10 protein-coding genes are annotated in these 14,565 nt (G+C 55.9%); 9 read left to right on the top strand and 1 reads right to left on the bottom strand.

The features are described from left to right. The first annotated feature begins 103 nt into the window (after nt 1–103). From GRI39_RS10680 to GRI39_RS10670, 3 genes are read left to right on the top strand one after another with little or no spacing between them, the layout of a single operon-like run. The gene (locus GRI39_RS10680) at nt 104–1,750 is read left to right on the top strand and encodes a type I secretion system permease/ATPase (RefSeq protein ID WP_160739672.1); all 1,647 of its coding nucleotides are present in this window, start codon (nt 104–106) and stop codon (nt 1,748–1,750) included. Continuing rightward, nucleotides 1,750–3,036, top strand: a complete 1,287-nt coding sequence (locus tag GRI39_RS10675; RefSeq protein WP_160739671.1) for an HlyD family type I secretion periplasmic adaptor subunit — start codon at nt 1,750–1,752, stop codon at nt 3,034–3,036. Before GRI39_RS10680 ends, GRI39_RS10675 begins: the two co-directional genes overlap by 1 nt. Beyond that, nucleotides 3,033–4,445 (top strand): TolC family protein, encoded by a 1,413-nt coding sequence (locus GRI39_RS10670; RefSeq protein ID WP_160739670.1) that lies wholly within the window; start codon nt 3,033–3,035, stop codon nt 4,443–4,445. The genes GRI39_RS10675 and GRI39_RS10670 overlap by 4 nt, the downstream gene beginning before the upstream one ends. Before the next feature lie 12 nt (nt 4,446–4,457). Here the strand turns inward: GRI39_RS10670 and GRI39_RS10665 are convergent, their stop codons facing one another. Beyond that, nucleotides 4,458–5,441 (bottom strand): NAD(P)H-quinone oxidoreductase, encoded by a 984-nt coding sequence (locus tag GRI39_RS10665; RefSeq protein ID WP_160739763.1) that lies wholly within the window; start codon nt 5,439–5,441, stop codon nt 4,458–4,460. 118 nt (nt 5,442–5,559) lie between these two features. Here GRI39_RS10665 and GRI39_RS10660 point away from each other — a divergent pair, with 118 nt between their 5' ends. The 6 genes from GRI39_RS10660 (at nt 5,560) to GRI39_RS10635 (ending at nt 14,384) form a co-directional block, all read left to right on the top strand. Beyond that, nucleotides 5,560–5,766: a DUF1192 family protein gene (locus GRI39_RS10660; RefSeq protein WP_160739669.1), complete on the top strand. Its 207-nt coding sequence runs from the start codon at nt 5,560–5,562 to the stop codon at nt 5,764–5,766. A gap of 171 nt (nt 5,767–5,937) precedes the next feature. After that, complete coding sequence (gene clpA / locus GRI39_RS10655) at nt 5,938–8,307, top strand: ATP-dependent Clp protease ATP-binding subunit ClpA (RefSeq protein ID WP_160739668.1); 2,370 nt, start codon at nt 5,938–5,940, stop codon at nt 8,305–8,307. A 161-nt stretch (nt 8,308–8,468) separates the two neighbouring features. Next, nucleotides 8,469–10,208 (top strand): M1 family metallopeptidase, encoded by a 1,740-nt coding sequence (locus tag GRI39_RS10650; RefSeq protein WP_160739667.1) that lies wholly within the window; start codon nt 8,469–8,471, stop codon nt 10,206–10,208. A gap of 79 nt (nt 10,209–10,287) precedes the next feature. After that, complete coding sequence (locus GRI39_RS10645) at nt 10,288–11,292, top strand: ligase-associated DNA damage response exonuclease (protein ID WP_160739666.1); 1,005 nt, start codon at nt 10,288–10,290, stop codon at nt 11,290–11,292. A 159-nt stretch (nt 11,293–11,451) separates the two neighbouring features. Then, a complete protein-coding gene (locus GRI39_RS10640) occupies nt 11,452–13,047 on the top strand; it encodes a cisplatin damage response ATP-dependent DNA ligase (RefSeq protein WP_160739665.1) in 1,596 nt (531 codons plus the stop codon). A 206-nt stretch (nt 13,048–13,253) separates the two neighbouring features. Further along, a complete protein-coding gene (locus GRI39_RS10635) occupies nt 13,254–14,384 on the top strand; it encodes a hypothetical protein (protein ID WP_160739664.1) in 1,131 nt (376 codons plus the stop codon). The last annotated feature ends 181 nt before the right edge of the window (nt 14,385–14,565 follow it).

The raw sequence follows: 14,565 nt of genomic DNA, 5'->3' as shown, positions 1-14,565 counted from the left end.
AAGCGACGCAGAAGGAACAAACATGGCACAAGCAGCGGCAGCGGGATCAGCCTCCCTTTGGACAAAACTACCCGGAACGCGGGGGCCTTTAAGCCCCTATTTCATGGCAACAGCCGGATTCACTGTGATCGTGAATCTGACGTTGCTCGTCTCACCCCTGTATATGCTGCAGGTCTATGATCGGGTCCTGACTTCCGGTTCGATGGAGACTTTGATCCTCATCACGATCCTCGCGATCGGCCTTCTGATTGTTTATGGCGTTGCAGAAGCTGCCCGCCGCCGCGCGGTAGCGCTGGCCTCCACCAAGTTACAGTCGCTCTATGACGAAGAAGAATTCGCCAATGGATTGCAAACGCTCAAACAAGGGCAGTTGGCGGGGGATCAGACGGACCTTTCGACCATGCAGACTTTCCTCACGCACGGAATGATTCTGCCTTTTTTCGATCTGCCCTTCACGCCCTTTTTCATCGGTGTGATGTTTTTGATTCATCCCATTCTGGGTTTTCTGGCGCTGGGCGGGGCGGTTCTGTTGCTGGTGATCGCCTTCAGTAGTGAAAAGTTCACGCGGGACAGGGTGGAAGAAGCGCAAAAGGCAGAAAATTCCGCTCGCCTTTATGCTGCCGGGCTTGAGCGGCAACGCTCTGCCATCATTGCCATGGGGATGATTGGTCCGGCCTTTCATGCATGGAAGCAGCGCAAGGATGCAGCCGATTCACGCGCTCTTGGCAATGCGAGCGAAAATGCAGCCTACAGTTCCACCACGCGCGGTTTGCGCATGGTTCTGCAAAGCGCTGCATTGGGAATCGGGGCGGTTCTCGTGATCAAGCAACAGGCCAGCCCCGGCACCATCGTTGCAGGCTCCATCCTTCTTGGGCGGGCACTGGCCCCGATCGATCAATCTGTGGGAATGTGGCGCCAGATCGTGAACGCCCGCACATCATGGAGGAAACTGGGCAAGAAACTACTGAGCGAAAAGCAAAAGCAGAGCTTCACCGCACTTCCTCGGCCTGACCCTATTCTGGAAGCCAAAAATCTTGAAATCAGCGTTCCCGGCGGGGACAAGCCGCTTGTCCCCAAATTCGGCATATCCTTTGAGGAAAGCAACCTAACCGCTCTGGTCGGAGGTATTGGGTCAGGCAAAACCACCTTCCTGCAAACACTTGCAGGTGCATGGCCAGCGCTTTCCGGCACTGTTCATCTGGGCGGACGCGATGTGCACCGCTGGCCGTCAGCCGATCGCGGGCGCTATATCGGATATGTGCCGCAGGATGCTGAACTGCTGTCCGGTACGATCGCCCAAAACATTGCCCGCTTTGGCGAGGCGGATGCAAATGATGTCATCAATGCCGCGCGGGTATCAGGTGCGCACCGCACGATCATGAGTATGCCGGACGGCTATGACACGCGCGTTGGCCCTGGAGGTAACCATGTCAGCGCCGGCCAGAAGCAGCTCATCAGTCTGGCACGGGCATTCTTTGGGTCCCCTGCTTTGCTTTTACTGGACGAGCCTTCCGCCAATCTTGATCGACATCTGCACCAAGTGCTGTTCACGGCACTCAACGAAATGCGCCAGCGGGGGACCATTATCGTGCTGGCCACCCATGATCCGCGCCTGATCGAACAATGTGATCGGGTAATTCTCATGTCCCCGCAGCGTGTCGCTGCTGCCAGGCCAGAAGATTATCTGGCCGCGCCCATCGCCGAACCGGTTTCCACTTCACCCTCTCCATTCGCAAAGCGAGCTGACTGATGTCTATCATACGCCAAGACCCCTGGCTGCGCCGCGCAGCTCTTTTCTGTGGAGTCATTTTTGGAGGTTTTCTCCTCTGGGCAACACTCGCACCATTAGCCGAAGGCGTCACCGCCTATGGCAAGGTGGCAGCGGATATGGACCGGCAAATTGTGCAGCATCTTGAAGGCGGCATTGTCGATGAAATTCTGGTGCGCGAAGGGGATACGGTTAAAGCCGGACAACAGTTGATTGTACTGCGCGATGTTTCCGCCATGTCCGGACGGACTCAAGTCGCCATTGATTATGCCGATATTCGGGCCACCATTGCCCGTCTGGCAGCCCTATCCGCACACGAGAGCGCGCTCGATCTCTCCAATTTTGACTTCGGGAAAATCGAAGATGAAACCAAGATGGAAATCATGCGCCGCCAGCAAGATCTCTTCGCTCAGCAAAAACGGAAACTGGCCGCCGATGTCAGCGTGCTGTCCGCCCGCCGTGACGGGATGGAAGAGCAGGTTGAAAACAGCGAAACAGAAATCGCCAGCAATCGTCGGGCTTTGGACATTATTCAGCGCGATCTGGCTGAAAAACGCGGGCTTTTGAAAGAAAAACTGATCGCTTCAGCAGAAGTCACCGCATTGGAACGCGATGAGGCCGCGCTTTCAGCTGAACTTGGCCGTCTCAACACTGCCAAGGCCGCTGGCAAGGCTGAGGTTGAAGAACTTACCCAGCAGATTGCGCAAATCGAAGCTGACTTTGCTGAGGAAGTCGCCAGAGACATGGTCGATGCACGCAGCAAACGCTCGGAATTTGCGCAGAAACTGCTGGCGATGGAAGATGTGGTGGACCGCTCCGTCATCACCGCTCCGGTTTCCGGAACAATCCTCAACCTAACCATGAATACCACCGGAGGGGTCGTTCGTGCGGGTGAACCCATCATGGAGATCATTCCCAACCATGATGCTCTGATCGCAACAGTGCAGGTGCGGCCATCCGATATTGAGAATGTTTACAGCGGCCTTTCTGTCCGCACCCGCCTTTCAGGTCTGGCTAGCTGGCGCACACCAAGCCTCCAAGGTCAGGTCTCACAGGTCAGCGCTGATTTGAAAACCAGCCAGTCCGGGGACTACAGCTATTATGAAGCGCGTATTCGGATGAATGCCGATGAATTGAAGCGTGTGGGTGCAGAAGTCATTCCCGGTATGCCCATCGAAGCCTTCATACAGTCAGGCCATACACGCACATTGCTTGATTATCTGTTCGAACCGCTCAACTCCACCATGCGGAGGGCAGCTCAATCATGAGAAGCCTTTCTGCTCATATACTCGCAGGGGTTGCACTGATCGCAACCGCCCTTTCGGCGGCACAGGCTCAGATGATTGCCCCCTTACCGATTCCACCAGCCGGTACCAACACGCAACCCCAGCCCGTCACGATACCGATACAGGACTTCGTCGGGCCGCCAGTGATGGGTAGTGTAGCGGCTGAATCGACAGATTCCATACAATGCCTTGCCTTTCCCACAACGCTACAACTCGCCATGAGCCATAGTCCGGAACGCAATCTGGCACTGGCAGAACGCCAGATTGCCAAAGCCCGAATGAAACAGGAACAGGGCACTGGCCTTCCCAGCCTTGCAGCCTATGCGCGTGCGGCTGATGGTGACACAGGGCTGGTTGATGGGAGAACCAACACCCAAACCGGCTTGATTGCATCACAACGTCTGTTCGACTTTGGTCAGGGCCACTTCCGGATGAAAGCAGCACGGGAAAAATCGCGTGCTGCGCTGTTCAGCATTATAGACGCCACCACTCAGGCCCGCGTAAATGCAGGAGAAAGCTATCTGGATATTCTAGAAGGTCGGGAAAGGCTGGCTGCGGCCAAGCGCCGCCAATCCCGCTTCATGGAATTGTCTGACGGGGTGGATCGGCGGCTTGAAGCAGGCCTCATCACCAAGGCCACGGCCAGCAGTATACTTGCAGAAGCGGCATCTGCTGCTGCCCAGAAGGTCGAGGTTGAACTGGCGCTAGAGACAGCGGAAATTGAAATCAGTCTACTGACGGGCAGCCGGCAATTACCCTGTGATGATTCAAGCCATGTGGCCCAGACTCTGGACATTCCACCCATTGTGATGGGTACCTCGTTCGATTCTCTCAATGCGGCGCTTGCTGTGCCGGAAGTCAAAGCAGCTATTGCCATGCGTGAAGCCGCGCTGGCTGATCTGGAAACCTCCCGCCGGGTACAACGCCCCGTGATCAGCATCGAAGGCGTAGGAGCCTATCAGTATGATCAATTGATGAAACGCTGGGATCTGGCAAAAAAAGTTGGGATCGATGTGCAGATGCCGCTTTTTTCAGGCGGAAGCTACGGCGGGGAACGCGATGAAGCCCGCGCCCGGGCCGCCTCTTCTGCGGGTGAAATTCAGCGCCTCACCCGTAATTACCGCCGCCAGCTTGAACAGGGCATTCAGCGGATTCATTCTTTTGGCGAAGTGGCCACAGCACGCGAAGCCGCAGTGGCCGCCCAACGCGCCGAAGTGACCGCCGTACGTGAACAGTTTGAACGCGGGCTTCGGCCCTATCAGGATTACGAAAGAGCCGAAGCCGACCTTGCCCAATCAGAAACGACGAGCATTTCCGCCCGTTACGCTGCCTTGCGCGAAAGATTGCAAGTGCTTGCGCTGCTTGGCCTGTTGCCTTCAGGCAACCCATGAAACCGGGAGTGATCAGTCTCCAATTTCGAGGACAATCTTCCCGATATGTTGGCCTGCTTCCATCCGTTCGTGCGCCTTGATCACATCGCTCAGCGGGAAGCTCTTATCCATCACCGGGCGCAATTGGCCACTTTCGACAAAGGGCCATGCGTTCCGGCTGATTTCCTGAGCCAACAGGGTTTTGAACGTATCCGAACGGGCACGCAGGGTCGATCCGGTAATGGTCAAACGCCGCACCATGACCTGCGCCATATTGATGGTGGCCTTGGCTCCGCCAAGCACAGCGATCGTCACCAGCCGCCCGTCACTCGCCAGACATTGCAGGCTGCGCGGTGTATATTCGCCCGCCACCATATCGAGGACAATCTGTAAGCCCTTACCCTTGGTGATTTCCTTCACCGCCTCGACAAAATCAACCTTGCGGTAATTGATCGCATGATCGGCCCCGATAGACCGGGCTGCATCACATTTCGCATCACTGCCGCAAGTGACGATGACCTTGAGGCCATATAATTTGGCCAGCATGGTTGCCATAGTGCCAATGCCGCTGGTGCCACCGTGAATCAGCAGAGTTTCCCCTTCGGTAGCCCAGGCCCGTTCAAACACATTGTGCCAAACCGTAAAAATGGTTTCAGGCAAGGCGGCGGCTTCTGCGGATGAAAGACCCTTGGGAATCGGAAGGCAGTGGCCGGATTGGGTTACGCAATATTGCGCATAACCGCCACCGGGTGTGAGTGCGCAGACCTTCTGGCCAATCATCGCATCGTCCACCGCTTCCCCAACAGCAACCACCTCACCGGACACTTCAAGCCCCAGTATCGGTGATGCCCCCTCAGGTGGCGGGTAATTGCCCTGCCGTTGTATCACATCTGGCCGATTGACCCCGGCATAAGCGACTTTGATCAGTACTTCACCGGCAGAGGGCTGAGGGATAGACACTTGCGTTGGATAAAGAACATCTGCCGCACCGGGCTCATCAAATCCGATTGCGGTCATCATGCCTGATATCATGTCTTGCCTTCCTGCCTGAACGCCATCCGCTAACATCAGCGGAAATACAATTCTAAGCATCGACCCCATTGACAGCAAGGCGAGAGAGCTCGATGCTCGGCAAATGGATGAAGACGATCTCCCCCGGTTGCGCGGAGATGCCGCGAGCAAGCTCTCAAACGAGAGCCTGGACAGCTATTCACAAGATGAGCTGACGGCGCGCATCCGCATACTCGAAAAAGAGATTGAACGGGTGAAAGCGCATCATGCCAAGGCTGATGCCCATCGCGCAGCGGCTGAAAGGCTTTTCAGCCCGAGAGAAACAGATTGATCGGGCGGCCGCCCCTTACTCCCCTCTCGCAATTGCGCGGCAGCGCACCATATAGATTATATGAAATAGTCCTTGCTGCGCCGTTACACTTCCATTCACTCTCGCCCTTTCATCCTCAGCAGACAACACAATCGTTCTCGGATCGCATCCTTTCGCCATTGGACATCTGATATGCCTAGCTTCGCGCAAAATCTTGAAAAGACACTCCACGCAGCATTGCAGAATGCCAGCGACCGCTCGCATGAATATGCAACGCTCGAACATCTTCTGCTAGCACTGGTGAGCGATGCGGATGCCAGCGAAGTAATGACGGCCTGCGGCGTCGATCTGGAAGAGCTGGGCGGGGTCGTGAAGCAATATCTCGATCAGGAATATCAATCCCTGAAAACCGAAGATGGTGCAGATCCACAACCCACGGCTGGTTTCCAACGCGTCATTCAGCGCGCCATCCTACATGTACAGTCTTCCGGCAAAGACACTGTCACGGGCGGAAATGTTCTGGTGGCGCTGTTTTCTGAACGTGATTCCTATGCGGTCTATTTCCTGCAACAGCAGGATATGAGCCGGTTGGATGCGGTGAGTTTTATCAGCCATGGCATCGGCAAAGGTGGCCGCCAGCTCGAAAATCGTTCGCCCGAAGGCGCCGGGGAATCCAGCGCAAAGGCCGAAGAAAAGCCCGAAAAGAACAAAAAGGATTCAGCGCTCGATCAATTTTGCGTGGATCTGAACGCCAAGGCCAAGGCAGGCAAGGTTGATCCGCTGATCGGGCGTGGCCCGGAAGTGGACCGGACAATTCAAATCCTCTGCCGTCGTTCCAAGAATAACCCACTTTACGTTGGTGACCCGGGTGTTGGCAAAACCGCCATCGCAGAAGGTTTAGCCCGCAAGATCGTCGAAGGCGAAGTGCCTGAAGTTCTTCAGGATGCGGTGATCTATTCGCTCGACATGGGCGCGCTTCTGGCTGGCACACGCTATCGCGGTGATTTCGAAGAACGGTTGAAGCAGGTTGTATCGGAACTTGAAAAAATGCCCGATGCTGTCCTGTTCATTGATGAGATTCACACTGTTATCGGGGCTGGTGCAACCAGTGGTGGGGCAATGGATGCCTCCAACCTGCTAAAACCTGCGCTGTCCGGCGGTTCCATTCGCTGCATCGGTTCAACCACTTACAAGGAATTTCGCAATCACTTCGAGAAGGACCGCGCCTTGCTGCGCCGGTTCCAGAAGATTGATGTGAATGAACCAACCGTCGAAGATACGATCAAGATCCTCAAAGGCCTACGTTCCGCTTTCGAAGAACATCACAAGGTCAAATATACGCCTGATGCGATCAAAACGGCGGTGGAACTCTCTTCCCGCTACATCAATGATCGCAAATTGCCCGATAAGGCAATTGACGTGATCGACGAAGTGGGGGCGATGCAAATGCTGGTGCCGCCGAGCCGCCGCCGTAAAACGATCACCGCGCGCGAGATTGAAAAGGTCATCGCAACGATGGCGCGTATCCCGGCCAAATCGGTCAGCAAGGATGACAAGAAGGCGCTGGAAAATCTCAGTCGCGATCTGAAGCGCGTGGTTTACGGGCAGGATAAGGCGATTGAGGTGCTGTCCACCGCCATGAAGCTCAGCCGAGCAGGGCTTCGCGATGCGGATAAGCCGATTGGCTCCTTCCTGTTCTCCGGCCCCACCGGCGTCGGCAAGACCGAAGTCGCGCGGCAATTGGCCAGCATTATGGGCATTCCGCTCCAGCGTTTTGATATGTCCGAATATATGGAAAGGCATTCAGTATCCCGTCTGATCGGCGCGCCTCCGGGCTATGTCGGTTATGATCAAGGTGGCCTGCTCACCGATGCGATTGATCAGCAGCCCCATTGCGTGTTGCTGCTTGATGAAATCGAAAAGGCACATCCTGACCTGTTCAACATTTTGTTGCAGGTGATGGATAATGGCCGGCTGACCGATCACCACGGCAAAACGGTCGATTTCCGCAATGTCGTGCTGGTGATGACCACCAATGCTGGCGCAGCGGATATGGCTCGCCAGGGGATCGGCTTTGGCGATGTGTCGAAGGAAGACGCGAGCGACGAAGCCGTGAAGCGGATGTTCACGCCGGAATTCCGCAACCGCCTCGATGCGATTGTGCCATTCGGCTATCTCGGTCAGGACACGATCAGCCGCGTAGTGGACAAGTTCATCCTGCAGCTCGAATTGCAGCTTGCAGAGCAGAACGTGCATATCCAATTCGACGGCGATGCCCGCAAATGGCTCGGCAAGCGTGGGTATGACCGGCTTTACGGTGCCCGCCCGATGAGCCGCCTGATGCAGGAAAAGGTCAAGCAACCGCTCGCGGAAGAGCTGCTGTTTGGTAAGCTGGCAAGCGGCGGCGAAGTCCATGTCAGTGTAAAGGAGGACAAGCTCGCCTTCGAACTGACACCGGCCCCGCCCAAGGTCAGCAAGCCGCGCAAACGCAAGAAACCAGCGGCCAAGACAACATCTGAAGCGAGCAAGGATGATGCGAAGGGTGAAGAAAGTCAGGACTAACCCTTCATCGTTTCGATGCTGCAAATGATGAAATCCAAGCCCTCCAGAGCCATATGCTTTGGAGGGCTTATTTTATGGCAACATTGCCACCCACCCCGTTTCCTCTCCGCCTAAAAACCCCTAAGCCCCGTATATTGGATAATTTCAGGGGCCACTTCATCATGCGTAATCTCGTCGAAACTGCTGGCTTGAGCCTGGGCCTTTTGGGCCTGACGCTCACAACCCCGGTCTATGCCACTGATGAACAGGTCCCCCTGGCGAAACGTACGGAAGAAAGCGGCGTGGCGCTTGATAGCGTACAACAAGCGATGGAACTTCCCCACCTCGCACTATCGCTCTCAGTCGATCCGGCGAGTGAAAGCATCGCAGGCATTGCGCGCTACACCGTCAAGGCAACCCAGCCGCTTAAAGTGGTGGAATTCGACCTCGATCCGCGCTTTGCGATCAACCAAATTGCAGTGAACGGGCAGCCAATTTCTGGCCGAAACTGGCGTAATGACGATGGCTTACTGCGCATCACCTTACCCCAACAGCTTGCAGCCGGCAGCAGTACGATCGTCTCCATCTCCTATGACGGAAAACCCCGCGTGGCCCCTAAGGCACCGTGGGATGGTGGCTTTGTGTGGGCCAAAACCAAAAACGGGACACCATGGATCGCAACTGCTGTCCAGACCAATGGCTGCGATCTGTTCTGGCCCTGTATCGACCATCCAACCAAGCGTGTGGAATGGCTGGATCTCGCCGTTTCTGTACCCAAACCGCTGGTGGTTGCCTCCAATGGCACCTTGCAGGAAGTGACCGAAAAAGACGGTTGGAGCACCTATCGCTGGCAGGCGCATTGGCCGCAAGGTTATGGTGTTTCACTGCAAATAGGGCCTTATGAGCTGGCACAGGAAACCTACCATAGCCGCTTTGGGAACGCATATCCGATCAAATTCTGGTATCTTCCGGGCGATAAAAAGGGCGCAAAAATGCTCATCGGGCAGATGCGGGATTTCCTTGATTTCTTCGAATCCACCATCGGCCCCTATCCCTTTTCGGATGAGAAAGTCGGCCTTGCCGAGACCCCTCATCTGGGCATGGAACACCAGACGATCAACGCTTACGGCAATGGCTTCAAGCTCTCGCCCGAAGGCTACGACTGGCTGATGCAGCATGAATTCAGCCATGAATGGTTCGCCAATCAGCTAACCGATGAGACCATTGCCGATATGTGGCTGCATGAGGGGTATGGGACCTATATGCAGCCGCTTTATCTGCGCTGGAAGAATGGCGAAACGGCCTATCGCGTGGCCTTGTGGGATTTGCGTAAGAAGATCGTCAGCAAGGTTCCTCTGGCCCCGAAAACCCCCGTTTCCAGCGCTTATTACAACGATGATAAGGCCGGTTGGGGCGGCGATATTTACTATAAGGGCGCGTGGATTCTCCACACGCTACGTGAATATATTGGCGATGAGGCCTTCTTTGCCGGTACCACCAGGCTGGTCTATGGCCGAAGCGATCCCAAGCCCGGCAATTTCCACTGGCGAGTGGCCAATACGGATGATTTCGAGCAGGTGATGGAAGAGGCGTCAGGCCAGGATCTTGGCTGGTTTGTGGACGCCTATTTCCGCCAGGCTGCCTTGCCGGAACTGGTCAGCCAGCGTGATGGCAACATATTGAAATTAAAATGGAAAAGCGGATCGAAAGAGCCCTTTATCCTGCCGGTAGAGGTGCAGGTCGGGGGCCGGATCAGCACCGTCGAAATGGCCGGTGGCACAGGCCAGATCGACCTCGAATCACCCGATGCGCATGTCGTCATCGACCCCAATACCAAGCTTTTGCGCTATGATCCGGCGATTGCCGCGTGGCAAAAACAACAGGCAGCTGAAAAGGACACAAAGGCAGCTGAAAAGAACTGAACCGCACCACAAGTGCTCAAACTGCGGCCATAAAGCGAGGGGGCGGAACCCCAACCCCTCGCCATCCATTCCATGCTTCATGAGCGCGCCCTTTTCATGGATCCGGCCCGAACCGCATGGCATCCATGTTGTCCCCGCCGACTGCTGGATTGACCCCTCCCGAGCAGTGGATCGGGCGCTGGTGACGCATGGTCATGCCGACCATGCGCGCGGCGGGCATGGCGCCACTATCGCCACGCCTGAAACGCTGGCCATCATGAAGCTGCGCTACAATACGGATGAGGGTACGCAAGCCGTCCATTATGGCGAGACGATTACACTGCTGGGCAATGTCAGCGCCACCTATATCCCCGCTGGCCATGTGTTGGGCTCAGCGCAGATTCTGCTCGAACATGCGGGCGAGCGGGTGGTGGTGACCGGCGATTACAAACGCCGCACTGATCCCACTTGCCCACCCTTTGAAGTCACGCCTTGCGATATTTTCATCACCGAAGCCACCTTCGGCCTGCCGCTTTTCACCCACCCCCCGATTGAGGAGGAAATGGCCAAGCTGCTGGCCCGCCTCGCCGCCCATCCGGATTCCTGCGTGTTGGTGGGGGCCTATGCGCTGGGCAAGGCGCAGCGGGTGATCGCCGAACTGCGCCGCGCAGGCCATCATGAACCGATCTATCTCCACGGCGCGATGGAGAAGATGTGCCGCCTCTATGAAGAATTTGGCGTGGACCTTGGCCCCCTTCGCCTCGTGTCCGACCACACCAAGGATGACATGCGCGGCCATATCGTCATCTGCCCACCCTCTGCGCTGAATGACCGCTGGAGCCGCCGCCTGCCCGATCCGATCACAGCCATGGCCTCTGGCTGGATGCGCGTTCGCCAGCGGGCGCGGCAACGCAATGTCGAACTGCCGCTGATCATCTCCGACCATGCCGATTGGAATGAACTGACCCGCACCATCGAAGAGGTAAACCCCGCGGAAAGCTGGATTACCCATGGCCGGGAAGAAGCTCTGCTGCGCTGGTGCCAGCTTCACCAACGCCGCGCCCGTGCACTGGCGCTGGTGGGTTACGAGGATGAGGATGACTGACCTGATGCGCTGCCCACCCTCTCGTCATTCCCGCGCAGGCGGGAATCCAGCGTTCCCGGCAATGCCGTATCTGGATTCCCACCTTCGTGGGAATGACGAAGCTGGTGATTTTTACCTACGCGGGAATGACAAGCGTGGGTTGTCTGAGGCACCCCGCTGATGGAGCAATTCGCCGCCCTTCTCGATGCGCTGGTTTACACATCCTCCCGCAATGCCAAGCTCGCGCTTATCGCGGACTATCTGCACCAAACCCCCGACCCTGACCGTGGCTGGGCGCTTGCGGCCCTCACCGATGGGCTTGATTTCAAAGCGGTCAAAGCCAGCACCATTCGCAATCTAATGAAAGAGCGGGTGGACCCGGTGCTCTGGTCTCTCAGCCGCGATTTCGTGGGTGACACGGCGGAAACCGCTAGCTTGCTGTGGCCGAATCCCATCGGCGAAACGCTCCCCCCGCCATCCGTGTCCGAAACGGTGGACATGCTGCAAGCGATGAACCGCACCAGCGTCATCACCGAACTGCCCCGCTTGCTCGACCGGCTCGATGTGTCCGGCCGCTACGCCCTTATCAAACTTGCCACCGGAGCCATGCGGATCGGAATTTCGGCAAGGCTTGGCAAAGTGGCTTTTGCGCAAGGGTTTGGCGTCTCGGTCGATGATGTGGAGGAATATTGGCACGGGATTGCCCCACCCTATACCGAACTGTTCGACTGGGCCGCCCATGGCAAAGCGCCGCCCGATACAGAGAATATGCCGCTGTTCCGGCCGTTCATGCTGGCCCATCCGCTGGAGGATGGCACAGTCGATCTTGCCGATTATGTCGCCGAATGGAAGTGGGACGGGATTCGCGTGCAGCTTGTTCACGCAGGCGGTGAAACCCGGCTCTATTCGCGGTCGGGTGACGATATTACCGCCACTTTCCCCGAAATGGCCGAAGCGCTGACGATTCCCGCCGTGCTCGATGGCGAATTGCTGGTGCAGGGCCAGCATCAGGGCGGAGAGACAGGCGGCGCAGCCAGTTTCAACGCGCTGCAACAGCGTTTGGGGCGCAAAACAGTCAGCAAGAAAATGCTGAGCGAATTTCCGGCCTTTGTGCGGCTCTATGATGCGCTGGGTCTGGAGGGGGAGGATTTGCGCAAGCTTCCATGGGAACAGCGGCGGCAAAGGCTGGAGGCCTTTCTGCCCCGCCTGCCTGCCACCCGCTTTGACCTGTCACAGATTGTGGAGGCGCGCGATTTTGCCCATCTGGCACAAATCCGCGAAGGCACCCGCGCCGATGCGATTGAAGGGCTGATGCTCAAACGCCGCGATTCCCCCTATGTTGCGGGGCGCAAAACCGGCCTGTGGTATAAGTGGAAACGCGATCCGCTGCTGATTGATTGCGTGCTGATGTATGCCCAGCGCGGCAGCGGCAAACGCTCCAGCTTCTATTCGGACTATACATTCGGTTGCTGGGATGGCGACCCGGACAAGGGCGCAGAGCTGCTTCCGGTGGGCAAGGCCTATTCAGGCTTCACCGATACCGAGCTAAAATGGCTCGACAAATATGTCCGCCAGCACACCATCAACCGCTTCGGCCCGGTGCGCGAGACCGACAAGAGCCTCACCTTCGAAGTCGCCTTTGATTCCGTTCACCTGAGCAAACGCCACAAGTCCGGCCTCGCCATGCGCTTCCCCCGCATCCACCGCATCCGCAAAGACAAACCCGTCCATGAAGCGGACCGGATTGATACTTTAAGAGCGATGGTTCGGGATTGAGGGTTTTAGTTATCGCGGCTTTGAACCCATGACAGCAAGTGCCACCAATTAGTAATACTCTTGCAAGCAGGCATTACTGTCTAGGGTCGCAACAGCTAAATTGATACCAAGATTCTGTGCCCTACCCTTAAACGCAAATGGTAATATTGACTCTTCCCGAGCAGAAAACTGTTCTTTAAATTACCCGCTCGAGATGGAGGAAAAAAGTGGCAGTCAAGAAAGTTCATCTCCTCTTAAAAACTCGCGTTCCAGAATTTATGTTTAACCCTGGACGAAAAGACGGGATTGTCCTTCCGGCCAGTAAGGCTAGAAGCAGGATAACTATTAAGCCTGTTAGTCCGGAAAAAGATGAGCACGGTCATCACTTGGGCATAAATGCTAGAGTAGCCAGATATTTTTCAGCGACTTCTGAGCAGTTCTCGTACGTACAGAACTTCATACACCGTCGCTTGAAACCTTATGGCGAAAGCGGTTTGGCGTTTCCCTTGGAGCACAAGGACGTGACCGTAGTAGATGGCGATGGAAATATTCAGAAAGGTATGACTTTCTGGTACGACTGGCTACCTGCCGATATCCGGCAGATTTTAGAACAGCAAGAATCCGAGATGTGGCATGAACTATTCCGCTTCTTGCGATTGCTACGATGGCACCAGAACGAGCCTTTTCCGCTCCCTAAGCAGGACGATCACAGTCTCTATTGGCGAACAGCGTCCTCAGGGCATTATGACTTACTACCTCCACGTTCATCCTCTTTTTCCGGCCCGACACTTGGGGGCATAAAGTGGGAGACCGACGATCAAGCTGAAATGCGCGCGCTGTGGCGTTCCAAGACGGCGGAAGAACCTCTCGCTCATGAACTGCGATCAGAAGCTGAGCTAATAAAAGTCACCTCGCCGCGCAGCGCTTTGTTGATGGCAGCAAGTGCTCTTGAGGTGGGTGTGAAAGGCCATATCAGTCGGGTCGCACCAGTCGTAGAGTGGCTGGCGTTCAATGTCCCTTCGCCTCCGGTTCATAAAGTGCTGCGAGATTACCTTCCAGATATCCATGCCTCTAATGCCAGGAAGTTAGATTGGGAAAAAGTGAAAAAACTATTTAATAGTTGTCAGATCGTGGGTGAAGACAGAAATAAGCTGGCACATGCGGGTTATACTCCGGATCAGGAAGTAATAGATAGGCACTTAATTACAGTCTCAGACGTTCTCTATGTGCTTGACTATTTAGAGGGGCATGACTGGGTGACTGAGCATGTAAGTGACAGTACTCGAAATAAGCTGGGCTGGCGATCGGCGCGCAACCCACGAGGATTTGTTTTAATGAAGAGCGGTCCTTCTGCTTGAATTGGTCTCGTATGGCAGATGCGGTAGTGCCACATGTTCGCAATCAGTCAATTTTGCGCGTGTTGTGAATGGAAAAGCTGTAGATCCGCCTCTGTAGTCCCGCAGCGTCCGATGAGGTGATGTGCAAAATAGCAGCTATCCCGAGGTGTCTTTACGGCCCAATACACCTTATCCAAAAATA

It is taken from the genome of Altericroceibacterium indicum (genome assembly GCF_009828105.1).
Taxonomy (GTDB): Bacteria; Pseudomonadota; Alphaproteobacteria; order Sphingomonadales; family Sphingomonadaceae; genus Altericroceibacterium; species Altericroceibacterium indicum.
This window is presented reverse-complemented; position numbering and strand designations above follow the sequence as displayed.